Raw genomic sequence first — 21,212 nt, forward strand, 5'->3', positions numbered from 1 at the left:
CGGGCAATCGCCCTTATCCCCGGGACATTCAGAACCATGGACGATTTGTTTACCCGTTACCGATCAAGATGACCCGAATTGAGACACCCACGCAGTATCCGGGCGGTAAAGTCATGCAGTCAGCCAGCGGGCGCATTCTCATTGTCGATGATGATCCGATCCAGCGCCGGCTGTTGCAGGAAGCCGTGACGCGTTTCGGCTACCGCGCCCGGACCGCCGAGGACGGAACTGAGGCCGTTCGCCTCATGACCGGGCCGGAAGGGGCCGACATCGATCTCATCATCATGGACATGGTGATGCCCGAGTTGGACGGCATCGGCGCGTTGCGCAAGATCCGGGCCGAGCGCATCGCCGTGCCGGTGATCATGCAGACTGCCCATGGCGGCATCGACACGGTCGTCAACGCCATGAGCGCCGGGGCACAGGATTTCGTCGTGAAGCCGGTCGCGCCGGAGCGGCTCGAAGTCTCGATCCGCAACCTGATGAAGGTCTCCGCGCTTGAGGGCGAGCTGACCCGGATCCGCAAGCGGACCACCGGGACGCTGACCTTCAATGACATCATCACGAGGTCGCCGGCGATGGAGCGCGTGCTGCGCCTCGGCCAGCGCGCGGCCTCCTCCAACATTCCGATCCTCATCGAGGGCGAAAGCGGCGTCGGCAAGGAACTGATCGCCCGGGCGATCCAGGGCTCCGGCGAACGCAAGTCTCGTCCTTTCGTCACGGTCAACTGCGGCGCGATCCCGGACAATCTGGTCGAATCCATCCTGTTCGGCCACGAGAAGGGCGCCTTCACCGGTGCTGTCGACAAGCATGTCGGCAAGTTCCAGGAAGCCCATGGCGGCACGCTGTTCCTGGACGAGGTCGGCGAACTGCCGATGGATGTGCAGGTCAAGCTGCTGCGCGCGTTGCAGGAAGGCGAGATTGACCCGATCGGGTCGCGCCGCCCGGTCAAGGTCGACTTCCGCCTGATTTCCGCGACCAATCGCCGGCTGATCGACCTCGTCAAGGAAGGCGGGTTCCGCGAGGATCTCTATTACCGCCTGAACGTGTTCCCGATCTGGATCCCGCCGCTGCGCGACCGCCGGGAGGACATCCCTGCCCTCGCCCGGCATTTCCTTGCCCGTTTCGCTGCGGAAGAAGGCAAGACCCAGGTCTCTGGCATCAGCGCCGAGGCGCTTGAGATGTTGCAGGCCTATTCCTGGCCGGGCAACATTCGCCAGCTCGAGAACACCGTCTTCCGTGCCGTCGTCCTGTGCGATGGAGACCAGTTGATTGCCGAAGACTTTCCGCAGGTCGCCGCCGCCATTGACCATCCGTTGCCGCCGCCAGAACTGGACCGGCAGACACGTCAGACATCGGCAATTCCATCGGCAATTTCATCGGCACCGGCCTCGGCGGAGCCGGCCTTCACGGGGCCGGGCGGAACGGCCCCCTTTGGCTTCATGCGCAGCCTGGATGACGATGGCCACATGCGGACACTGGCCGCAGTGGAAGAGGAGATGATCCGCTCCGCCATCAGCCACTACAGCAGCCGGATGACGGAAGTCGCCCGGCGCCTGGGTATCGGCCGCTCGACGCTTTACCGCAAGCTCAAGGACTATGGCCTCGACGACGGACAGGCCCAGGACGCGGCGGAATAACGGAGTTGTGCACAGTTTTCTGTTTCAAGCCTTCAAAGCAAACGACTTTTTAGGGGTGAAACAGGAGCAAACCCCCACCTGCCGGAAGCCGACAGAAGAGGGAATCTAAGAAAAAATGATATTTTTCAGATATTTACCATTTTCAAGCCCCATGCAATCACATACTGGACAGGTCGTTGTATTTCCGCCACTCTCCCGACCCAGATGAAAACACGGTAAAAAGTTTTTAACCTGAGGCGGCTAGTCTCATCCCTGTCACCGGGGGGTGGGTATTGGCTGCAAGGCCTTCAGACTGCGAGATGTGATTTGCGTGAACGGTTAGTCCGAAGCAGCGCCTTTTCCGGGGTACAGCGCATTGCTGCCCTCGTGTTTGTATTGGCTGCGCTCTTCATTGGTCCGTCGGTCCTCGCACCGGAACTCTCGGCCGCCCAGGCCGAGACGCGTACACTGAAGCTTTACAATACGCACACCAAGGAACGGGTGCAGATCACCTTCAAGAAGGATGGTCGCTACATTCCCTCGGGCCTGCGGGATGCCAACCGCTTCCTGCGCGACTGGCGCCGCAACGAGATCACCAACATCGATCCCAAGCTGCTCGACCTGGTCTGGGAAGTGTACCAGCAGGTTCGTGGCAGCGACTACATTCACGTCGTGTCGAGCTATCGCTCGCCGGCGACCAACAACATGCTGCGCTCCCGCTCGCGCGGTGTTGCCAAGAACAGCCAGCATTCGCTTGGCAAGGCGATGGACTTTTTCATCCCCGGCGTCAATCTGACCAACCTGCGCGCCACCGGCCTGCGCAAACAGGTCGGCGGCGTCGGCTTCTATCCGACATCAGGTTCGCCTTTCGTCCACCTCGACACCGGCAGCGTCCGCCACTGGCCGAAGATGAGCCGGCAGCAGCTTGCGCAGGTCTTCCCCGATGGCAAGACCGTACATATTCCGTCTGACGGCAAGCCGATGGCTGGATATCAGCTTGCCCTTGCCGACATCAAATCCGGCCGCCGTGGCAGTTCCAACATCGTTATTGCATCTGGCAGCGACGACGAAGATGAAGGCGGCAGTTCCAGAACCCGTGGCCAGGTCCTGACGTCTGGTGACAATGGTGATCTGGTCCGGCCGGCTGCGGGCACAGGACGTGGCTTCCTCGCCAGCCTGTTCTCGGGTGAAGACGACGATGTTGAGGAAGCTTCTGCTCGCGGTGAGACCGCGCCGGCTAGACCCGCGCCACAGCGCCAGCAACGCCCGGTCGCAACCGAACAGGCGCCAGGCGTAAAGACCCCGCCCGCTCCGATTGCTGTTGCAGCGCAGAAGCCGGCTTCCGCAGCAGCGCCGGTTGAAACCATCATTGCCGCCGCCCCGCCGCCTGCCAAGCCGCGCGAGACAACCGATCCGGTGCCGGCATCCATTCCGTTCCAGATCGCCGCTATCGATCCCAACGCCCGCACGGCCGAGGAAACACAGTCTGCAAGGACTGGCCCTGCCCTTCTCCAGGCAGCCGCGCCTGCGATCAATGTAGTCCCCACGGCAAAGCCGAAGGTAGCGCTGACTGCAATCGCTGCAGCGAATGTCGTGCCGCCGCGTCCGGCTCCAAACGTACCGGCAACGGATCCGATCGCAGCAATTGCCGCTGTCACCGGTACGGAGCCCGCCCGCAAGCCGCAGATCGGCCAGACAACGCTCGCCTATGCCTCTTCTGCCGCCACGAGCCCGCAGTTGACCCAGCGCCAGTTGCTGCAGATGAAGGCCGCAGCCGCTGCAGCGCAGATGGCAAAGGACCGCAAGAAGCCAACAAAGCCAGCGCCGACCGTCTCGGGCAACGTGCCGCCGGCAGTCATCATCGATCCGCTTGCGGGCTTTGCCAGCCTGCCGGACAAGTCAGTGCCGCAGATCATTTCGGGTACGTCGACGCTGCGCAGCGTGACTTTCGCGGAGATGAGCCATCCGAACCAGCGCAAGATCGGCACCCTGTTGCAGACCGGCAACCGCTTCCTGAAGCATGGCTTCGCCGCTCAGCCTTACGACAACCTGCGGACCGACAGCTTCACAGGCGCAGCGATCTCGGTTCTTCCGGTGGTCTACTCCCGCTGATCCGAGCATCGACAGAAAACAGTTCAAAGGGCGGCCACTGGCCGCCCTTTGTCCGCTGATAGACCCTCAGATGTCATCCCGGACGCAGCGAAGCGGAGATCCGGGACCGGAGAGCCCAGGCTTTCCAGATACAACTCATTGAAAAATCGAGACCATGCCTCTCCGGTCCCGGCTCGGCGCTTCGCTTGGCCGGGATGACGCCGGAGTAGTTGTGGTTTTTCATCAAGCCAAAGGCGGCCACTGGCCGCCCTTTTTTGTTTGGCACCAGCAAACACGTAGCCAGCCCGAACAACAAAAAAAGCGGCCACATGGGCCGCTTTCTGACTGACTTCAAGGCGTCCGGGCTTATTCGTTGCCGATGTAGCCATGCATGCCGAGCGCCTGGAGATAGAGGTCGAGGATCGCCTCTTCCTCCTCGCGCTCATGCGGCTGTTTCTTGCGCAGGGAAATCACCTTGCGCAGGATCTTGACGTCGAACCCGTTGCCCTTGGCTTCGGCATAGACGTCCTTGATGTCATCGGAGATGACTTTCTTTTCTTCCTCGAGACGCTCGATGCGCTCGACGAAAGCGCGGAGCTGGTCCGCGGCGACGCCGCCCGGATCTGTGGTCATGGGATCGCTCTCCTGTTGCTGAAGTATCCTGGCCAGGCATCCGGCCGATGAAATCTGGGTGCACTGCCGTGCCAGTTTCTCACCCGCCGGTCAAGCCGGTTCGGGGCACGGCACGCCGCTTCAATGGCCGCCGTCTCGGGCGTCAAAGGCCGCCTTCTGCTCAGCACTCGCCTCGCTCTGGTAGAGGCGCTTCCAATCCTCATACGGCATGCCGTAGATCGCCTCGCGTGCTGCCTCCCTGGTCATGGGAAGGTCTCTGGATTCCGCTTCCGCCTGCATCCAGTTGGACAGGCAGTTGCGGCAGAAGCCGGCAAGGTTCATCAGATCGATGTTCTGGACGTCGGTGCGTGCCTGAAGATGCGCCACCAGACGGCGGAACGCTGCGGCTTCCAGCTCGGTACGGGTCGTGTCGTCAAGGGCCATGGAACAGTCTCCAGTCGTGTCAAGCAAGGCTCGGGGCCAAGGTCAGTTGTCGGCGCGTGAGCCAAAGTGCCGGATTTCGCGCAGACCGGGCAAGCCGGGCAGACGCGCCAGGATCGGCTCCAGCCGGTCAGCCCAGGCTTGGACCCCGGCCTCGTCGGCGATGAGATCCTGCCGAACCTCGATCAAGACATGCGCAAGTCCGCGCTGTGTTCCGTGCCGGTACATCGTGTCATTCTTGAGTGCGCCGTCATAGGGCTCATTGTCCCCGACAACGATTGCAGGATCGGCGCGAAGCCCATCGATAACCGGTTGAACAGCCCTCGGGTCGCTATCCCACAAGACGGCAGCATGCCAGGGACGCGGCGTCCCGCGCCACACGGGCGTATAGCTGTGGATCGAAACAATGACCGGCGCTGGCGCCAGAGCTGCCATCTCGTCGAGTGTCCGGGTAATCAGGTCATGGTAGGGGCGGTGATACCGCTCGATCCGCTCCTGGCGCCCCGCAGCATCGATCTTCGCATTTCCCGGCACCACAGCCCCGTCCGACAGGCGCATGACGATGGTCGGATCATCCTCGCCCCGGTTCGGATCAATCAGCAGTCGGGAATATGTGGTCATCAAGGCGGGGGCCGTCAGGCGGCGTGCCAGTTCCAGCGTCAGCGGTCGGCCACCGATGTCATAGGCTATGTGGCGCTCGAGTTGCGCCGCCGGCACGCCGAGATCACCATACTCCGGAGGAATGGAATTGCGGGCGTGATCGCACAGCAGCAACAGGCCACCTGCCATGTTGCCGGCTAAAGTCTCGAATGGCCCGGATGCGGGCGGAAAATCAGGCATTGTTCGGGGGACTTTGCAGGATGAGGATCGTTATTCAGGTGACGCAGAACACCACGTTGCGTAAGGAATAGATCAACTCGCCGCATCAACCAACAGGCAAGGCATGGCTATAGACATCCGTTTTGCGCCCCTGCTGCTCAAACTCTTCGACACCGCAGTCGCAGCAGCCAAGGCTGAAACGGCATTGCCGCCGCATCTGCCAAATCCGGGCACTGCAGGCCGGATCATTCTGCTGGCCGCCGGCAAGGCGGCAGGTGCCATGCTGCAGGTGGCGGAGACCCACTACCTCGAAACACTCGGTCTGCCGGCAGACCGGCTCGTCGGCCTGGGGGTCACCCGCCATGGCTACGCGAGGCCGACCAGGCATCTGGAACTGATCGAGGCAGGGCACCCGGTACCGGACGCGGCCGGGGTTTCAGCTACCTTGCGTTGCCTGGACCTTGCGGCATCGGCACACAGCGACGATCATGTCGTCGTGCTTCTTTCCGGCGGCGCATCCGCCAACTGGATTGCTCCAGCTGCCGGCATCAGTCTGGCTGACAAGCAGGATCTGACCCGGCAGATGCTGCGGTCCGGCGCGACGATCCGCGAGATCAACTGCATTCGCAAGCATCTGTCACGCATCAAGGGCGGACGGCTGGCCCGTGCCGTCCCAGACGGCGTCCAATTGACGACACTTGCCATATCTGACGTGCCTCAGGATGATCCGGCCGTCATCGGCTCCGGCCCGACCGTCGGCGACCCGACAACGCTGGCCGATGCCCGCGCAGCCTGCGCCCAGCACGGCATCACCTTGTCCCGCGCCATCGCCGCGGCCCTGAACAATCCGGGCAACGAGACGCCGACGCCGGAGGATCCGATATTCGCCCGAGCCGTCTACCGGCTTGTCGCGCGCCCCGGCCTGTCGCTCGATCGTGCCGCCGATGTCGCGCGGGCAGCCGGCTACGATGTTCACCTGCTCGGCGACAGCCTGGAGGGCGAGGCCCGTGACCGAGCGTCAGAGCATGCCGCGATGGCCCGCCATCTGACAGAAAATGGCCGCAAGGCCGTGCTGTTGTCAGGCGGGGAACTCACCGTCACCATTCGCGGCGATGGCACCGGAGGGCCGAACCAGGAATATGCGCTGGCACTGGCGATTGCCCTTGATGGCAAGCCGGGCATCGCTGCGGTTGCTGGAGATACGGATGGCACCGATGGCGGCAAAGGGGAAGCGACCGATCCGGCCGGCGCCATGATCGACCCGCAGACGCTTGCCCGCGCAAGAGCCATGGGTCTTGATGCTGCCGCATTTCTCGCCAGAAACGACAGTACCGGCTTCTTCAGGCGACTGGGTGATCTGCTGACGCCAGGACCGACCTACACGAATGTCAACGACTTCCGAGCTGTGATCGTTGACAAGCCGTGAGCTGACCTACAAAACGAGCAAGCCGAACGCCGGAAGACGAGCAACCAGATGAAAAAAGAAGAGTATCGTCGATACGAGCGCGAGCCGGCTGTGTCTTGCCGGTTCTCAAGCCGTATCCTGCTCTTCGTTTTTGGCTTCTTGTGCCTTGCTCTACTGCCAGATATCGCCAAGGCGGATCTTCGGCTCTGCAACAAGACCGAGAGCAAGGTTGGCGTTGCGATCGGATACAAGGACAAGACGGACTGGGTCACCGAGGGCTGGTGGAACCTCGGGCCAAACAGTTGTGAGGTTCTGGTTCCCGGGGCCCTCGTGTCACGCTTCTATTACATTTACGCTGTCGACTACGATCAGTTTGGCGAATGGGGTGGACGCGCGTACATGTGTACCCGCGAAAAGGAATTCACGATTCGCGGGATCGAGGACTGTGTCGCGCGTGGCTATGAGCGCACCGGATTTTTCGAGATCGACACAGGTGAACAAAGCAACTGGACGGTTCAACTGACGGAACCGGTACAACAGGGGACAGGCGGGCGATGAGACGCAATCGACGGGTAAAAATTCTGGCAACTCTGGGCCCGTCCTCTTCCGATCCGGAGATGATCGAGAAGCTGTTTCGTGCGGGCGCGGATGTTTTCCGCATCAACATGAGCCATTCGAGCCATGACCTGATGCGCGAACTGGTGGCGCGGATCCGCGCCGTGGAAGAAAAGGTCAAGCGGCCGATCAGCATTCTCGCCGATCTTCAGGGCCCGAAGCTGCGCGTCGGCAAGTTTGCCGATGGCCCGGTCATACTGGAAGATGGCGCAAGCTTCGTGCTGGATGCCGACCCGACCCCGGGCGACATCAACCGCGTGCACCTGCCACATCCGGAAATCCTGAAGGCCCTGCAGCCGGGGCACCGCCTGCTGCTCGACGACGGCAAGATCCGCCTTCTCGTGACTGAATGCACGGCAAGCCGCGCACTCACCCGCGTGGAAGTTGGCGGCAAGCTCTCCGACAAGAAGGGCGTCAGCGTTCCCGATTCCGAAATCGCTCTCAGCGCCATGACCGAGAAGGACCACAAGGACATTCTTGCCGTGCTCGACGCCAATGTCGACTGGGTTGCCCTGTCCTTCGTGCAGCGTCCCGACGACATCGCCGAAGTACGCAAGATCGTGCGCGGCCGCGCCGGCATTCTCGCCAAGATCGAGAAGCCGCAGGCCATCGACCGTCTTGCCGAGATCATCGAACTGTCCGACGCCCTTATGGTCGCCCGTGGCGATCTGGGCGTGGAAATGCCGCTGGAACAGGTTCCCGGCCTGCAGAAGCGCATCACCCGCGCCGCCCGCCGCGCCGGCAAGCCGGTGGTCGTGGCAACGCAGATGCTGGAATCGATGATCACCGCTCCGGTTCCGACCCGTGCCGAAGTCTCGGACGTCGCCACCGCCGTGTTCGAGGGCGCCGATGCCATCATGTTGTCGGCTGAATCCGCTGCAGGCCAGTTCCCGGTGGAAGCCGTCAGCACGATGGACAAGATCGCCCAGCAGGTGGAGCAGGACAGCAACTTCCGCAGCATCATCCATGCGCAGCGCACGGATCCGGAAGCAACGGGCGCCGACGCGATTTCAGCCGCTGCCCGCCAGATTGCCGAGACGCTGAACCTTGCGGCCGTCGTCTGCTACACCTCGTCCGGTGCCACCGGCCTGCGTGCAGCGCGCGAGCGCCCGTCGACACCGGTAATCGCCCTGTCACCGGTCGTGGGCACTGCCCGCCGTCTGGCTCTTGCCTGGGGCCTGCACTGCGTTGTCAGCGAGGATGCCAACGACGAAGAGGACATGGTCGACCGCGCCTGCCGCATTGCGCATCAGGAAGAGTTCGCCAAGCCCGGCCAGCGGGTCATCATCACCGCCGGCGTTCCCTTCGGCACGCCCGGCTCGACCAACATGCTGCGCATCGCCTTCGTCGGCAGCGACGGCAAGTCGGGTCTCTAAGACCCGCCTAACGCACCATTCAACGGCCCGCTTCGGCGGGCCGTTTCATTTCGCGCCGCGCCACAGCCTCTCAGAGCTTAACCCCTTGAAACATCGACACCTTGCCTCTCCTGTTCCGGCTCGGCGCTAGGCTTGGCCGGCAGGATGTTGAGAAGGCCGAGGATGAGCTTCGCTATCTCTGCGGCATGGGCGTGGTGCGGCATGTGGCCAGCGCCTGGCAATTCGATCAGCCGTGCCGCGCGCAGGTCCCGCTTGAGGCCGCGCGAATGGATGCTTGGCCAGACAACGCTGTCCTGATCCCCCGTGACAATAACGGCCGGCTGGGCAATCTGCGGATAGGCCTCAGCCTGCTTCGCCAGATGCCGGTTGAAGGCCGCCAGATCGCAGGCATTGGAGCGAAAACTCTCCGGCCGGAACAGCAGCTCGAGCCCGATCTTCCGGTCATAGTCCTCCGGCACAGGATCCGGAGCAAACACATGGCGCATCGAGGCAGGGGCAACCCTCTCGGTAACGGGCAGCGCAATCAACCGGCAAAACAACCAGCCAAGGATCGGCAGTGCCGCCAGCCGGTAGTACCAGGCGACCTTGCCGTTCCAGGGGTGGGTCGCAGGCGCCAGAAGGGCAAGACCCGTCACGCGGGAAGGTGCCTCCAGCGCCATGGCAACAGCCACGGCTGCCCCAAAGGAATGCCCGACGACCGTAAAGGAGGAATAACCAAGCTGCGTCATCGCCGCGAGCATCCGCCGTGCCTGGTCACGCGGGCTCGCACGCCGGCCCAGGCGGCGCTCGGAATGCCCTAGCCCTGGGCGGTCCATATAGACGCGCCGGATATGGTCCGGAAACTGGCTCTCGAAGGCCATGCAGAGATCCTGAAGGTTGCCGCTTGCCCCATGCACGAACAGGACCACCGGCGCTCCCGGCAGGTCGTCCGCACCTTCTTCCAGCACATGCACCTTTGCGCCTTCCACCAGGATCAACCGGCCGGCTGGCGGATTGGCGCGGGCATACTGCCTCCGCCGAACTTCGGTATAGGCAGCAAGGAAGAAGACGATAAGAAGCAGCACTTGCATGGAAGACCAAAGCCGGAGATGCGGGACGGAATGAAGGCCAGCCTCTCGGGCGGGCAGACACGGTTGTCGCGTCATACGGCCTGTACGCAGGCCATCACCTCAAGGTTCATTCCCCCGCCCGCAATTGAAGGCACAGGATAGCTGGGCTGGCATGAAACGAGAGTTCAGGTCGGTTTGCCGGCAAGCTGGGTTTCCAGCTGTTCCACGGCCTTTCGCGCGGAATCAAGCAGCGGATAGACCTCGAGCACCTTGCGGAACGTCGCCAATGCCCGCTGCTCCTGATCGAGCTGCCGCTGGATGATGGCAAGCCCGGACAGGGCTCCCCAGTGACGCGGCTCGAGCGCCAGCACGCGTTCGATGTCGGCAAGCGAACGGCCGAAGTCCTGGCGCATGTAGTAAACGGTGGCGCGGCGGTTCCAGCCTTCCGCATAGGATGGCTTCATCGTCACCACATTGTCGAGAAGATCGAGCGCCAGCGGATAATTCTCGGCCTTGAGCGCAATCGCCGCCCGCTCCATCAAGAGATCAACCGTATCGCTGCCGGATTGGAGCCAGACGATCTGGATCCGCCGCGCGATGCGCCTGGCCTCACCCTCGCTGTTGGCCGCAGCCAATTGGCGGTAGAGCGTCTCGACTGGGGGTTCCTCGACGCTGCGCGTCTTCGGCTCATCCGGCGCTGGAGCTTCGGGCAAGGTCCCTAGGTCCTCCGCCCGGGGCTCATCGGAGCCGGGAGGGACAGGTTGCGCCAGTCCGCCAACGGGCAGCAGGAGCGGAACAAGAAACGTCAGAAACAGGAAAAGCCGCATGCGCCAAGTATCCCCAGCTGCACGCGGCGGTCAATCCTTGAATGCAAGAAGGCGGCTCACGAAAACGGGAGCCTTCCCTGCTCAGCCCTGGCGGGCCTTGTAGCGCGGGTTCTTCTTGTTGATGATGTAGACGCGGCCCTTGCGGCGAACCATGCGGTTTTCCCGGTGACGAGCCATCAGCGCCTTGAGCGAGTTCTTGATTTTCATCGTTCTGTCCCCGGAAGGGCCCTGCTGTTCTACTCAAAAGAAACGGGCGCGAAAGCGCCCGCATGGACTGGCGGTAGGAAATCACCCGGCGCAAGCATGCGCCATGGAGGTTTCCCGCTACCCGCATCGGGGAAAGCTTTCGCTTTCCCGTCTGCAAGAATGGTGGGCGTGACAGGGATTGAACCTGTGACCCCTACGATGTCAACGTAGTGCTCTCCCGCTGAGCTACACGCCCGAAATCTTCGGAACAAAGCGTCGAAACGCTGCGGTGGAGGTGCGTATAACGGGGTTCCGGGGACTATGCAAGAGGCGTTTTTTCGAACCCGTCAAACAATCTTCAGTTCCCATGCCGGCTGTGGAAACTTCGCCTCAGGCGGCGAGCATGCGCTCCACTTCCTGCACCAGGTCCTTGAGATGGAACGGCTTGGACAGAACCTTGGCGTCCTTCGGAGCATTGGAGTCCGGGTTCAATGCAACGGCGGCAAAGCCGGTGATGAACATCACCTTGAGATCCGGATCGAGCTGGGTGGCGCGGCGTGCAAGCTCGATCCCGTCCATCTCCGGCATCACGATGTCGGTCAGGAGCAGCGCGAAAGGCTCCTCGCGCAGCCGTTCATAGGCGCTCTTGCCATTATCGAAGGACACCACGTCGTGCCCTGCATTTTCCAGCGCCTTCGCCAGGAAGCGGCGCATGTCATTGTCGTCTTCCGCCAGAAGAATTCGCGACATTTGGGACAACCGTCAAACTCCGAACAATCCGAAGCCACCCTTTCCGGATGACCGTTTCACTGCATTTTAGTGTTTCAGGTCGCCGTAAAGATAGAGTGAAGCGCATGGTCAGTGCCAGAGCCGTCTCAGGTGTGGACAGATCGACCGATTCATTGGAAAGATACAAGCTTGAACAGTGCGTTGGGGAGAGCGCAGCACGCACACAGCGGGGGGAAAGAATGAAGATCGTAACGGACTTCCGCTCTGAACCGCCGTTCGAAATTCTCGCGCCCGCAGACCAGCGCCTCCCGTTCGTGTTCAACTCCCCGCATTCCGGCACCTGCTATCCGCAAAGTTTCCTTGACGCCTCGCGCCTCGACCGGCTGACGATTCGACGCTCGGAAGATGCTTTCGTCGATGAACTTTTTGCCGGCGTGGTTCCCATGGGTTCCCCGCTGCTGCGGGTCCGCTTCCCGCGCGTCTATCTCGACGTCAACCGCGAGCCTTATGAGCTCGATCCGAAGATGTTCGAGGGCAGGCTGCCACCTTATGCCAACACCCGCTCGCTGCGCGTAGCCGGCGGGCTGGGCACCATTGCCCGCATCGTCAGCGAATCGCGGGAGATCTATTCCCACCGGCTGACCGTCGAGGAGGGGATGGAGCGGATCGAGACACTGTACAAGCCCTACCACAACACCCTGCGACGCCTGCTGGCCCAGACCCATGTCAATTTCGGCTTTGCGGTCCTGATCGACTGCCACTCGATGCCGTCAACCATTCGCTGCCAGACCACCGGAACCCGCCCGGATTTCATCCTCGGAGATCGCTACGGCACCAGTTGCCCGACGGAACTGACTGATCTTGCGGCCAGCCTGCTCAAGGCCAAGGGATACACCGTCAGCCGCAACAAGCCTTACGCCGGCGGCTTCATCACCGAGCACTACGGCCGCCCCGCCAAAGGGCTGCATGCGCTGCAGATCGAGATCAACCGGGGCCTCTACATGGACGAGCACCTGCATGTCCCGACCGAGGGCATGGCGAGGCTTGCCGACGACCTGATGGACGTCCTGCGCGATCTGACCTGCATGCCGGACGTGTCCCTGCTGCCGGTGCGCCTTGCTGCCGAGTGAGAATCCGCACTCCCCATTTTCCAGATCAGCAATGAACTGCCGCAAGGCGTGCGTATAAAAAAAGGGCCGCTCCAATGGAGGCGGCCCGAGTCTAGGGAGGAAACGCCCAAGGAGGGCGGCGGCTACAGCAAAACGCTGTATCGCGCTGCAATAAGGTCGCACCGCAGTGCACAAACGTCAAGACCTGCCGCACTGCACCTCGGCTTTGGCTTTGACGCCAAAGGAAACAAAAGAGTAAACAGGAAGCCTCGGGGATTTTATTAGCACGCTGAAATAAATAAGAATCCCGCTGCAAGTTCCTTTCCGACTCGCCGACAGTTCGTCGCAAAAGCCGTGAGCCATGCATAATGCGCAAACCAGACATGCAGATTAAGCATACCCTCTACCCCTTCCTGGAGCGTTTGGCGACAGCGGCCGGCGAGGCAATCCTGCCTCACTTCCGCAGCAACGGAGCCATCGAAAACAAACTGGACGGCGGATTTGATCCGGTGACAGCCGGTGACCGGGCCGGCGAGGCGGCCATGCGGGCCTTGATCAACGCCGAGTATGCCGCGCATGGCATCCAGGGCGAGGAATATGGCAACGAACGCATCGATGCCGAGCACGTCTGGGTTCTTGATCCCATCGACGGCACCCGATCCTTCATCACGGGCCTCCCGACCTGGGGAACGCTGATCGGCCTGAAATCCGGCAACAAGCCCAGCCTCGGCATGATGGCCCAGCCCTATATCAACGAGGCCTATGCCGGTGACGGCGAGACGGCCTGGTACAGCGGCCCGATCGGCACACGGCAATTGAAGACCAGGGCCTGCGCCACGCTGTCGGATGCTGTGCTGTTCACGACCACCCCCCGCATCCTCAAACCGCTGGAACTGGCTGCCTACGACCGGATTGAAGCTGACACCCGGCTCGCCCGCTATGGCACGGATTGCTATGCCTACTGCATGGTTGCGGCCGGCCTCGCTGACCTTGTCATCGAAACCGGCCTGCAGGCCTACGACATTGTCGCGCTGGTGCCGATCATCGAAGGCGCGGGCGGGATCGTTACCACCTGGACCGGCGGCTCGCCCGTCAATGGCGGACGGATCGTTGCCAGCGGCGACAAGCGGCTGCATGAGATCGTTCTGAAGCAACTGTCCAGCGTGCCGGCCGCCTAGTCGCTGCCGGGTATGAAGGCATCGAACGCGGCCCAGAACTGGTCGCGGTAAACGTCTGCCTCCATCAGGATTTCATGCTGGGCACCGGGAACAACGGCAAACCCGGCCGCCACCATCCGCGTCGCCAGGTCCTCGGTGGCGCGGGTGGAGACGATCCTGTCGGCTCCCGACGCGATCATCAGAATCGGCAAATGGACGGATGGGCCATAGTCGATCTCGCGAAACGACAGAAGCGTCTTGCCGACAGCAGCAAGCCAGGCATTGGTCGGTGATCCGACACCAAGTTCCGGCCTCCTGTGAATGACTGCATTCATCCGCTCGAAGCGGGCCTGATCACTGGTTTGCCGGTTGCCCGCATAATCCGGTGTGAGCAAGGCATTGCCGCCTGGAATGAACAGACGCCCGAGACCGAGGCGGCAAAGCCAGCGCGCGGCACGATAGGACAGACTTTCCCGCCACCCCACATCCAGCAAGCCAACCAGGGGAGAGGACAGGACAGCCCGTGAAAACCGCGTTCTAAGCCTTTCGGTATCCGACAGCAGGATGGCGCCGCCGGTCGAATGCGCCAATGCAAAGTGCGGCCCCGGGCAATCGGCCAGGACAATGCGCGTCAGGATCGTATCAAGATCAAGCCGATACTCGGCGAAATCACGCACATGGCCGCGCAAGGCATTGGCCCCATGGCGGGAGGAGCCGCCCTGCCCGCGCCAGTCGAAAGTGACCACGTGAAATCCGCGCGCCTGCAGTTCGCCGATCACCTCGAAATATTTCTCGATGAACTCGGCCCTGCCCTGCAGCACCGTGACAGTGCCCTTCAACGGGCTGCCAGTGGCCGGGAAGCGCGCATAGCGCAACTGCGCCCCATCGGGCGTGTCGATCATGCCGGAAACCGCACCTGTGGGAACGGGGTTTCCGGGAACTTCAATCAACTGCATGGAATCGCCTCCGGCAGACCGGCCCTGTCCTGAGGAATACAGGGCCGGCCCCCGGGGTCAACAGCTTACCAGCGACGCAGCCGCTCACGTTCCAGAACCTCACCCGAAAAGGCATCGACAACCAGCTTCACGGGTGCCCCGCGCCGGCCGGTGGCAATCACCACATAGGTCCGGCCACGGGCATCCCGGACATCGATATCATCGTAACCCTGGTGATGCAGCACCCGGCGAACCTCACGCGGGCTGAGGCGATCCTGGTGGCGGCCATGGCCAGGACGTCCATAGCCTTGGTCACCGCCGCGCTGTCCCCAGCCCGGCTGGCTCCAGCGCGGATCCGGATACTGGCCGTTCCAGCCGTTCTGGACCTGGACGTAACCGGCGCCATTGCCGAACTGCACGGTCAATCGCGTGTCCGCGTTGGCAACGCCAGGCGCGGCAAGGGTCGTCACGGCAAGAGCGATAGCAAGAAGCGAGGACTTGATCATGGCAGTCTTCCTTTCACATCTTCCGGCATCGAAACAGGGTGTGTGCCGGTTGTTGAAAGGAAGATGCACCGCCGCCGTTGAACCGAAACGGAAGGCCATGTTCATCCGTCATTCATGTTTCGAAGTCGCAACCCCCCTCTTGAAAGGCGCAAACGCGAAACCCATCTCATTAAAGCAGGCGCCAGATGGGCCTGCGGACAAGACAGACCTTTCGCCAGACAGGGGAAGGTTTATGTCAGATATCTCGTGTTGCTCAAGAGAGGACCCAAGATCATGCGTCATTTTGACTTCAGCCCGCTGTACCGTTCGACCGTCGGCTTCGACAAGCTGCTTTCCATGCTTGACACGATGAACGCGGATACTCCGAGCTATCCGCCCTACAACATCGAGCGCACCGGCGAAAACGCCTATCGCATTACCATGGCGGTTGCCGGATTCAGCGAAAAAGAACTGTCGCTCGAGGCGAAGGAACACGTCCTGACTGTGAAGGGCGAGAAGCAGGCCGACGACGGCGCCGGCGAAGTGCTCTATCGCGGCATTGCCTCGCGCGCCTTTGAGCGCCGGTTCCAGCTGGCAGAATTCGTGCGCGTCAACGGCGCACACCTGGAAAACGGTCTGCTGCACATCGATCTCGTGCGCGAGATCCCGGAAGCCATGAAGCCGCGCAAAATCGAGATCGCGGCCGGCACGCCGAAGCAGATCGAAGCCAGCACGCACTGACCTCCCGCTGACGCCCCCTCCCCTGACGTCGGCAAGAAAGCGTCCGGCCCCTTTGGCCGGGCGCCTTATTTTGCGAAGGCATCTCCAGGGCTAGCGCGCCAACTCGAACTGGATCTCGATCTTGCCATAAGGCGCCGTAGCCCCGCGCCAGTCATGATAGACTTCCCGGCTTTGGCCGGTAAATTCATGCCGCGACAGCTCGATTTCTTGCACGAGGGGCCGATATCCCTTCGTAAAGAGACTGCGCAATCCACCAAGGTACACTGCAGAAGCGACGATCGTGGAGGGAAGGTAAACCAACTCCAGCGCCCCGCCGTAGCGCTCGTGCCCCGAGACTGGCAGACAGATCCGCCAGTCGAACTCGGTTTTTCCATCCTTCGGCAGATTCCTGGACAGGAAAAGCCAGGGACCAGCCACGTCCAGTCCAGAGGCCGCACGATCAGCCTCGATTATCGCGGCCAGATCGCCAGACACTGCCCGGATATCGGGAATACGTAGCCGCTTTGCAATCGAAAGCACCCACATTTCGGGCGTGGGATGGATGTTCATGCCTCTCACTCCGCCGTTGACGATCGGGCAAAGCCAGTGAGTCGACTTCAGCCCCAGACCCCGACGCTATAGGCAATTGCGAAAACACAAAGTCCGGCGAAGACAAATTGTCCTAATCTCCCCACAGCAAGACCGCCAAAGAGAAATAATTTCCTATTCATGCGGTCGCTCGCTCAACCGGCTGCGACTTCGACAAAGCGAGCGACGTCGGCCGGATCGGTGGCGAAGGAGGTGACGAGGCGGACAGCCGAATGGTCCTGTTCCACGCTGTCTGCCGGCCATTCATAAAAGAGCGCGCCGGCAGAACGTAAGGCTGCGATGGTCTTGTGCGGCAGGACCGGAAACACCTCGTTTGCCTCGACCGGCCAGACCAGCCGGTGCCCCTTGGCGACAAGTCCTTCGCCCAGTTGGCGTGCCATAGCATTGGCATGGGCGGCATTCGCGAGCCAGTGGCCGTCTGCAAGGTAACCTTCAAACTGTGCGGCGGCAAAACGGCTCTTGGAAAACAGGTGGCCGGCCCGCTTGCGCAGATAGGCAAACTGCAACGCATTGTCCGGATTAAAGAAAATGACTGCTTCCGCGCACCAGCATCCGTTTTTGGTCGCGCCGAAGGACAGGACATCCACTCCGGCTTTCCAGGTCACTTCGGCCGGGCTCAGGCCCAGAAAGGCAACCGCATTGGCGAAGCGGGCGCCATCCATATGCAGCGGAATGCCCCGGCCACGGGCAGTATCGGCCAGTGCACGGATTTCATCAGGGCGGTACACCGTACCGCATTCGGTGGCCTGCGAAATCGAGACGGCACTCACCTGACCATGCATCGGATTGCCGTCCGGATGGTCAGCCATCGCAGCGGACAAGGCCGCAGGCGTGATCTTGCCATTGGCGCCGGACAGGCCCCGCAGCTTGCCGCCGCCAGTGAAGAATTCCGGCGCACCGCATTCGTCAACCTGGATATGGGCACCGGAGTGACTGAAGACAACGCCGCCCGGACGGGCATAGGCCGACAGGGCAAGGGCATTGGCAGCGGTGCCGGTCGCAACGAAAAAGACGGCGACATCCCGTTCAAATATCTCGGAAAATCGCCGCGAGACGGCTTCCGTCAGGGGGTCGTTGCCATAGGCGGGAACGAGCCCGGACGCATGCCGCGTCAGGGCCTCGCTGACCGGCGCGCTGGCGCCGGCCCAATTGTCACTTGAAAAGATCATGGCTCTTTAAAGCAGGCACCACAGCGCTCGGCAAGTGGCCTCAGGAGCTGCTTCAGTGATAGCGGGCGCGGCGGGAATAGAACCGGCCCAGAACCCAGTCGAGCGAGATCTTGCCGGGACCATTGAGAACAAGAACCGTAAGCAGGAAACACCACAAAAGGCGCTGGTCGGAGATCATGGCGCTGGGATTGCCATCGAAAAGCTGGCCAATGGCCGTCGCATCAGCACCAAGACCGGTGATGTCGACATAGCTCATGACGACAATGAAACCGATCATGCCGAGGCTGGCGAAGCGGGTGAAGAGGCCGACGACGACCATGGCCGGAAGCACGAATTCGGCCCAGGTCCCAGCAATAACAATGACATGATAGGGGAAGAACGGGATCTGGGACTGGTCGTAACTCACCGCCTGCATCATCTGGGGCAGGATCTGCGCGAAGGCACCGGTTGATGGGGTGAGAAAGCCGAGAGGGCCGGAGCTGATCTTGGTCAGCGCCGAATTCCAGAAATACATCAACAACACGCCGGCAAAGGCGAAGCGCGCGAAAGCACCCAGGAACCAGCCACGCGTCAGTTGTTCGAATGCACTGAATACTGCCGTATAAAGTCGTACAAAGAAATCAATCAGCCCAGACATTGTCGTTCCCCCATCCTTTGCACGGATAAATCAGGCCGTGCCCCTGTCGAGCCCGCAGAATACACCGGCGGAAAGCAGAACCGATAGCCCTTGCGGAAAATCGAAATCTGGATCTGCAACGAAAGCCAGTTCTGCTGCTTCGCCAAGGGCTTGCCCTGCAAGCAGGGCTTTGGCGAGCGCAGCCGTTCCAGCCGGAAGTACCCTGAACATCACGTCGATGTCCGGACGCGAGAAAAGCACGGTCTGGCTTTCCAAAAGATCAATAGGGACAGAGACTTCCGGCTCGAACCGGTTCGCGACAACGAGATCGAAGACCGGAAAACCCGATGCCAGCAGGCGGGCTGCCGGATGCGCGCGGAAACGCACGTCGCCCAGGACCTCCGGCGCAACGACCGCCAACTCTGCCGGGTCAAGTGGCACGGCATCTGCCGCGTGATAGCTCTCCAGCCAGGCCCATTCGAACCGGGCCACATCGGCAAGATAAGGGTAGGCTGCAAGGGGAGCAAAACCAGCGACAAAATCCGACAAATCACCGCCATAGCGCGACAAGATCGGAGACTTTGGCGGATGCGCGGACATAAACAGCCGAGCCAGCGCGGAAAAATACTCATCGCCCAGCAAAGCGGCCACAGCCGGGTAGGTCGCCTTCAGACTTTCGGCAAGACTGACGACCACGTTGTTGCGGTAGACGGCAAAGCGCTTGCCGGCAGGACGGCCGCCCGGACCAACCACGCCAGCCGGCACCGGAAGGTCCGGAGCGAACAGGGCAGCGGCAAAGTCATCGCGTCCCGGGACGGGTCCGGGTGGCCAGGGCCGACCGTCAGCCGAGGGCACGACGGGGCTCCCGGCTGGCAGCAGCTGTCAGGATACGGTCGGCTGACCGGGCTTCGTCCAGAAGGACCGGCCAGGCGGGAACGTCATTGTCCCACTCGATCAGGGTCGGCAAGGGACCAAGGCGATTGGCAACGAGTGCAAACAGCCGCCAGACCTCCTGGTCGACGGCCCGGTCATGCGCGTCGATCAGCAGCGGCAGGCCGTCATCGTCGATGTCAGGCGCATGGCCGCCGAGATGGATCTCGCGCACTTGCTCGAGTGGAAACTCGGCGAGATAGGTCTCGGCCGACCAGCCGTGGTTGGTGGCGGAGACGTGAACATTGTTGACGTCCAGCAGCAGGCCGCAACCCGTGCGACGAACGATCTCACGCAGGAAATCGGTTTCCGACAGCGTGCTTTCGGCAAAGGCGACATAGGTGGAAGGATTTTCCAGCAGCATCTGCCGGCCCATCACCTCCTGGACCTCGTCGATATGGGCACTGACGAGAGCCAGCGTCGCCTCGGTATAAGGCACGGGAAGCAAGTCGTTGTAATAGGTGATGTCGTGGGTCGACCAGGCCAGATGCTCGGAGAAGAGGCCCGGCTCATAGCGATCGGCAACCTTGCGCAGGCGCGCCAGATGATCCCGGTCCAGCGGCCCTGCCCCACCGATAGATAGGCCAACCCCGTGCAGCGACAGGGGATAGTCGCGGCGGATCGCCTCGAGATGCCGATGCGGCGCCCCGCCTGCCTCCATATAATTCTCGGCATGAACCTCGAAGAAGCCAACATCTGGACGGCTGCCGAGGATGTCCGGCACATGCTCGCCTTTGAGCCCGACACCGGCCCGGGCCGGCAGGGCGGCAGCGATGCGCAGGTCGGTCGTGAGGGTCATGACTGGGGTCCCGAGGTCGCGGCAGATAAAGCAGATAAAAAAGACAGTATCAAAGGATGGCTGCCCGGACCAATGCCCAGGCAGCCACAGGATCACATATCAGGACTTCGGCAGGTCGCGCTCAAGCGGCTCCAGCGAGCCGACGCGGCCATCCGGCAGGCTCATGGACACGCAGGTGCCTTTCGGGACGAGGGTCCAGGCATTGCCCTGGTAATCAACGGTCGAGGAACCGGCGCAAGTCGTGCCCGGGCCAGCCTTGCAATCATTCTTGCCGGCCATCGAAACGCCGTAGCACTTTTCTTTCGCATCCTGCGCAACGGCAGCGGTGGTGAGGCCCGAAACGGCAGTTGCAACGGCGCCAGCGACGAAGGCGGCGGAAAGGATCATCTTGCTCATGTAAATCTCCCAGAAAGGATCTGCGGGGCAGGCGGTCTGTCCGTCTGGCGCAACAGGAGATTGCCCAGACTGCACTTCAACAGGAAATCAAAGGCCTGTGACAAACTGACCACGCCGGCCCAACACTAATTGAACGGGAAGTGTGAAATTTTCTTTCCCCACAAGCGGAAAAGTGAAGTGAAAAATCAAAATCAGAGCAAGGCGCGAAACAAACAGGATTTTACCCTTCAGAAACGGTCTTGCTCCCCCGTTTGAAATCTGGCATGTTCGCCCGGCCTAGAATTAGGGCAGCAATGCTGTCCCTTTTGACGGCAAATGGAAAACCTGACAAGCCATGGGCGAACCGTGGCAAGGCGCTGAACGACCGGATCGGTACCACCGGCCAGCGCAGGCAAGACAGGGGCCCCGACGGACTGGTCCACACCGGGCGCGCGCCGCATGGCCGCACCAGGGCAGACCCGCCGGATCCAAGCCTGGCGGCAATTCCGCCGGACGCGTGACGATTCGCTTTCGACGAG

Annotated in this window: 23 protein-coding genes and 1 tRNA gene; 8 read left to right on the forward strand and 16 right to left on the reverse strand. The window is 61.8% G+C overall.

All coding sequences use genetic code 11. From position 1 onward, the window contains the following. Window positions 1-113: 113 nt before the first annotated feature. Both C8348_RS01390 and C8348_RS01395 read left to right on the forward strand, forming a co-directional pair. Window positions 114-1,640: a sigma-54-dependent transcriptional regulator gene (locus C8348_RS01390; protein ID WP_106751469.1), complete on the forward strand. Its 1,527-nt coding sequence runs from the start codon at window positions 114-116 to the stop codon at window positions 1,638-1,640. 306 nt (window positions 1,641-1,946) lie between these two features. After that, complete coding sequence (locus tag C8348_RS01395; RefSeq protein WP_198646880.1) at window positions 1,947-3,731, forward strand: peptidoglycan L,D-endopeptidase MepK; 1,785 nt, start codon at window positions 1,947-1,949, stop codon at window positions 3,729-3,731. 345 nt (window positions 3,732-4,076) lie between these two features. On the opposite strand, the gene C8348_RS01400 is transcribed toward C8348_RS01395, so the two are convergent. The 3 genes from C8348_RS01400 to C8348_RS01410 all read right to left on the reverse strand — a co-directional run bounded on the left by C8348_RS01400 (window position 4,077) and on the right by C8348_RS01410 (window position 5,603). Then, complete coding sequence (locus C8348_RS01400; RefSeq protein WP_106751470.1) at window positions 4,077-4,343, reverse strand: DUF2312 domain-containing protein; 267 nt, start codon at window positions 4,341-4,343, stop codon at window positions 4,077-4,079. 120 nt (window positions 4,344-4,463) lie between these two features. Then, the gene (locus C8348_RS01405; RefSeq protein ID WP_106751471.1) at window positions 4,464-4,766 is read right to left on the reverse strand and encodes a DUF1244 domain-containing protein; all 303 of its coding nucleotides are present in this window, start codon (window positions 4,764-4,766) and stop codon (window positions 4,464-4,466) included. Window positions 4,767-4,808: 42 nt separating this feature from the next. Next, window positions 4,809-5,603 (reverse strand): N-formylglutamate amidohydrolase, encoded by a 795-nt coding sequence (locus C8348_RS01410; protein ID WP_106751472.1) that lies wholly within the window; start codon window positions 5,601-5,603, stop codon window positions 4,809-4,811. Window positions 5,604-5,706: 103 nt separating this feature from the next. Here C8348_RS01410 and C8348_RS01415 point away from each other — a divergent pair, with 103 nt between their 5' ends. Genes C8348_RS01415 through pyk form a run of 3 tightly spaced genes read left to right on the forward strand, consistent with a single transcriptional unit; the run spans window position 5,707 to window position 8,978 of the window. Next, window positions 5,707-7,008 carry a glycerate kinase type-2 family protein gene (locus C8348_RS01415; RefSeq protein WP_106751473.1) on the forward strand — a complete coding sequence of 434 codons (1,302 nt, stop codon included), beginning with the start codon at window positions 5,707-5,709 and terminating at the stop codon, window positions 7,006-7,008. Window positions 7,009-7,056: 48 nt separating this feature from the next. Beyond that, complete coding sequence (locus tag C8348_RS01420) at window positions 7,057-7,545, forward strand: DUF1036 domain-containing protein (protein WP_208983439.1); 489 nt, start codon at window positions 7,057-7,059, stop codon at window positions 7,543-7,545. Further along, window positions 7,542-8,978 carry a pyruvate kinase gene (gene pyk, locus C8348_RS01425; RefSeq protein ID WP_106751474.1) on the forward strand — a complete coding sequence of 479 codons (1,437 nt, stop codon included), beginning with the start codon at window positions 7,542-7,544 and terminating at the stop codon, window positions 8,976-8,978. Before C8348_RS01420 ends, pyk begins: the two co-directional genes overlap by 4 nt. 77 nt (window positions 8,979-9,055) lie before the next feature. Here the strand turns inward: pyk and C8348_RS01430 are convergent, their stop codons facing one another. From C8348_RS01430 to cpdR, 5 genes are all read right to left on the reverse strand, one after another. Continuing rightward, window positions 9,056-10,048, reverse strand: a complete 993-nt coding sequence (locus C8348_RS01430; protein ID WP_106751475.1) for an alpha/beta fold hydrolase — start codon at window positions 10,046-10,048, stop codon at window positions 9,056-9,058. Window positions 10,049-10,212: 164 nt separating this feature from the next. Beyond that, window positions 10,213-10,854 (reverse strand): tetratricopeptide repeat protein, encoded by a 642-nt coding sequence (locus C8348_RS01435; RefSeq protein WP_106751476.1) that lies wholly within the window; start codon window positions 10,852-10,854, stop codon window positions 10,213-10,215. A gap of 81 nt (window positions 10,855-10,935) precedes the next feature. Further along, window positions 10,936-11,061, reverse strand: a complete 126-nt coding sequence (ykgO, locus tag C8348_RS01440; RefSeq protein WP_106751477.1) for a type B 50S ribosomal protein L36 — start codon at window positions 11,059-11,061, stop codon at window positions 10,936-10,938. 160 nt (window positions 11,062-11,221) lie between these two features. Then, window positions 11,222-11,296, reverse strand: a tRNA-Val gene (locus C8348_RS01445). A 134-nt stretch (window positions 11,297-11,430) separates the two neighbouring features. Continuing rightward, the gene (cpdR, locus tag C8348_RS01450; RefSeq protein WP_019964837.1) at window positions 11,431-11,790 is read right to left on the reverse strand and encodes a cell cycle two-component system response regulator CpdR; all 360 of its coding nucleotides are present in this window, start codon (window positions 11,788-11,790) and stop codon (window positions 11,431-11,433) included. 218 nt (window positions 11,791-12,008) lie between these two features. Between cpdR and C8348_RS01455 the strand changes: the two genes are divergently transcribed. Together C8348_RS01455 and hisN are read left to right on the forward strand one after the other, a co-directional pair. After that, window positions 12,009-12,899 carry an N-formylglutamate amidohydrolase gene (locus C8348_RS01455; protein ID WP_106751478.1) on the forward strand — a complete coding sequence of 297 codons (891 nt, stop codon included), beginning with the start codon at window positions 12,009-12,011 and terminating at the stop codon, window positions 12,897-12,899. Between the two features lie 362 nt (window positions 12,900-13,261). Continuing rightward, the gene (gene hisN, locus C8348_RS01460; protein ID WP_106751656.1) at window positions 13,262-14,056 is read left to right on the forward strand and encodes a histidinol-phosphatase; all 795 of its coding nucleotides are present in this window, start codon (window positions 13,262-13,264) and stop codon (window positions 14,054-14,056) included. Here the strand turns inward: hisN and C8348_RS01465 are convergent. Together C8348_RS01465 and C8348_RS01470 are read right to left on the reverse strand one after the other, a co-directional pair. Next, window positions 14,053-14,991, reverse strand: a complete 939-nt coding sequence (locus tag C8348_RS01465) for an alpha/beta hydrolase (protein ID WP_106751479.1) — start codon at window positions 14,989-14,991, stop codon at window positions 14,053-14,055. The genes hisN and C8348_RS01465 overlap by 4 nt on opposite strands. Before the next feature lie 65 nt (window positions 14,992-15,056). After that, window positions 15,057-15,476, reverse strand: a complete 420-nt coding sequence (locus tag C8348_RS01470) for a hypothetical protein (RefSeq protein ID WP_157950350.1) — start codon at window positions 15,474-15,476, stop codon at window positions 15,057-15,059. Between the two features lie 273 nt (window positions 15,477-15,749). On the opposite strand from C8348_RS01470, the gene C8348_RS01475 reads away from it, so the two are divergent. Then, a complete protein-coding gene (locus C8348_RS01475) occupies window positions 15,750-16,196 on the forward strand; it encodes an Hsp20 family protein (protein ID WP_106751481.1) in 447 nt (148 codons plus the stop codon). A gap of 90 nt (window positions 16,197-16,286) precedes the next feature. On the opposite strand, the gene C8348_RS01480 is transcribed toward C8348_RS01475, so the two are convergent. From C8348_RS01480 to C8348_RS01505, 6 genes are all read right to left on the reverse strand, one after another. After that, window positions 16,287-16,745, reverse strand: coding sequence for a GyrI-like domain-containing protein (locus tag C8348_RS01480; RefSeq protein ID WP_106751482.1), 459 nt, complete (start codon window positions 16,743-16,745; stop codon window positions 16,287-16,289). Window positions 16,746-16,918: 173 nt separating this feature from the next. Next, the gene (locus C8348_RS01485) at window positions 16,919-17,953 is read right to left on the reverse strand and encodes a threonine aldolase family protein (RefSeq protein ID WP_106751483.1); all 1,035 of its coding nucleotides are present in this window, start codon (window positions 17,951-17,953) and stop codon (window positions 16,919-16,921) included. Window positions 17,954-18,005: 52 nt separating this feature from the next. Continuing rightward, window positions 18,006-18,590 carry a DoxX family protein gene (locus C8348_RS01490; protein WP_106751484.1) on the reverse strand — a complete coding sequence of 195 codons (585 nt, stop codon included), beginning with the start codon at window positions 18,588-18,590 and terminating at the stop codon, window positions 18,006-18,008. A gap of 30 nt (window positions 18,591-18,620) precedes the next feature. Then, on the reverse strand, window positions 18,621-19,424 hold the full coding sequence (locus tag C8348_RS01495; protein WP_106751485.1) for an HvfC/BufC N-terminal domain-containing protein: 804 nt from the start codon (window positions 19,422-19,424) through the stop codon (window positions 18,621-18,623). Continuing rightward, on the reverse strand, window positions 19,411-20,298 hold the full coding sequence (bufB, locus tag C8348_RS01500) for an MNIO family bufferin maturase (RefSeq protein WP_106751486.1): 888 nt from the start codon (window positions 20,296-20,298) through the stop codon (window positions 19,411-19,413). Before bufB ends, C8348_RS01495 begins: the two co-directional genes overlap by 14 nt. A gap of 99 nt (window positions 20,299-20,397) precedes the next feature. After that, window positions 20,398-20,694 (reverse strand): BufA1 family periplasmic bufferin-type metallophore, encoded by a 297-nt coding sequence (locus C8348_RS01505; RefSeq protein ID WP_106751487.1) that lies wholly within the window; start codon window positions 20,692-20,694, stop codon window positions 20,398-20,400. Window positions 20,695-21,212: the final 518 nt, after the last annotated feature.

The sequence above is a fragment of the Pannonibacter carbonis genome, assembly GCF_003012935.1.
Taxonomy (GTDB): domain Bacteria; phylum Pseudomonadota; class Alphaproteobacteria; order Rhizobiales; family Stappiaceae; genus Pannonibacter; species Pannonibacter carbonis.

Excerpts from the sequence above, each read along its gene's own strand:
- C8348_RS01390 (WP_106751469.1), top strand. The coding sequence starts at position 114 with ATGCAGTCAGCCAGCGGGCGCATTCTCATTGTCGATGATGATCCGATC.
- C8348_RS01400 (WP_106751470.1), bottom strand. The coding sequence starts at position 4,343 with ATGACCACAGATCCGGGCGGCGTCGCCGCGGACCAGCTCCGCGCTTTC.
- C8348_RS01405 (WP_106751471.1), bottom strand. The coding sequence starts at position 4,766 with ATGGCCCTTGACGACACGACCCGTACCGAGCTGGAAGCCGCAGCGTTC.
- C8348_RS01410 (WP_106751472.1), bottom strand. The coding sequence starts at position 5,603 with ATGCCTGATTTTCCGCCCGCATCCGGGCCATTCGAGACTTTAGCCGGC.
- C8348_RS01415 (WP_106751473.1), top strand. The coding sequence starts at position 5,707 with ATGGCTATAGACATCCGTTTTGCGCCCCTGCTGCTCAAACTCTTCGAC.
- C8348_RS01420 (WP_208983439.1), top strand. The coding sequence starts at position 7,057 with ATGAAAAAAGAAGAGTATCGTCGATACGAGCGCGAGCCGGCTGTGTCT.
- pyk (WP_106751474.1), top strand. The coding sequence starts at position 7,542 with ATGAGACGCAATCGACGGGTAAAAATTCTGGCAACTCTGGGCCCGTCC.
- C8348_RS01430 (WP_106751475.1), bottom strand. The coding sequence starts at position 10,048 with ATGCAAGTGCTGCTTCTTATCGTCTTCTTCCTTGCTGCCTATACCGAA.
- C8348_RS01435 (WP_106751476.1), bottom strand. The coding sequence starts at position 10,854 with ATGCGGCTTTTCCTGTTTCTGACGTTTCTTGTTCCGCTCCTGCTGCCC.
- ykgO (WP_106751477.1), bottom strand. The coding sequence starts at position 11,061 with ATGAAAATCAAGAACTCGCTCAAGGCGCTGATGGCTCGTCACCGGGAA.
- cpdR (WP_019964837.1), bottom strand. The coding sequence starts at position 11,790 with ATGTCGCGAATTCTTCTGGCGGAAGACGACAATGACATGCGCCGCTTC.
- C8348_RS01455 (WP_106751478.1), top strand. The coding sequence starts at position 12,009 with ATGAAGATCGTAACGGACTTCCGCTCTGAACCGCCGTTCGAAATTCTC.
- hisN (WP_106751656.1), top strand. The coding sequence starts at position 13,262 with ATGCAGATTAAGCATACCCTCTACCCCTTCCTGGAGCGTTTGGCGACA.
- C8348_RS01465 (WP_106751479.1), bottom strand. The coding sequence starts at position 14,991 with ATGCAGTTGATTGAAGTTCCCGGAAACCCCGTTCCCACAGGTGCGGTT.
- C8348_RS01470 (WP_157950350.1), bottom strand. The coding sequence starts at position 15,476 with ATGATCAAGTCCTCGCTTCTTGCTATCGCTCTTGCCGTGACGACCCTT.
- C8348_RS01475 (WP_106751481.1), top strand. The coding sequence starts at position 15,750 with ATGCGTCATTTTGACTTCAGCCCGCTGTACCGTTCGACCGTCGGCTTC.
- C8348_RS01480 (WP_106751482.1), bottom strand. The coding sequence starts at position 16,745 with ATGAACATCCATCCCACGCCCGAAATGTGGGTGCTTTCGATTGCAAAG.
- C8348_RS01485 (WP_106751483.1), bottom strand. The coding sequence starts at position 17,953 with ATGATCTTTTCAAGTGACAATTGGGCCGGCGCCAGCGCGCCGGTCAGC.
- C8348_RS01490 (WP_106751484.1), bottom strand. The coding sequence starts at position 18,590 with ATGTCTGGGCTGATTGATTTCTTTGTACGACTTTATACGGCAGTATTC.
- bufB (WP_106751486.1), bottom strand. The coding sequence starts at position 20,298 with ATGACCCTCACGACCGACCTGCGCATCGCTGCCGCCCTGCCGGCCCGG.
- C8348_RS01505 (WP_106751487.1), bottom strand. The coding sequence starts at position 20,694 with ATGAGCAAGATGATCCTTTCCGCCGCCTTCGTCGCTGGCGCCGTTGCA.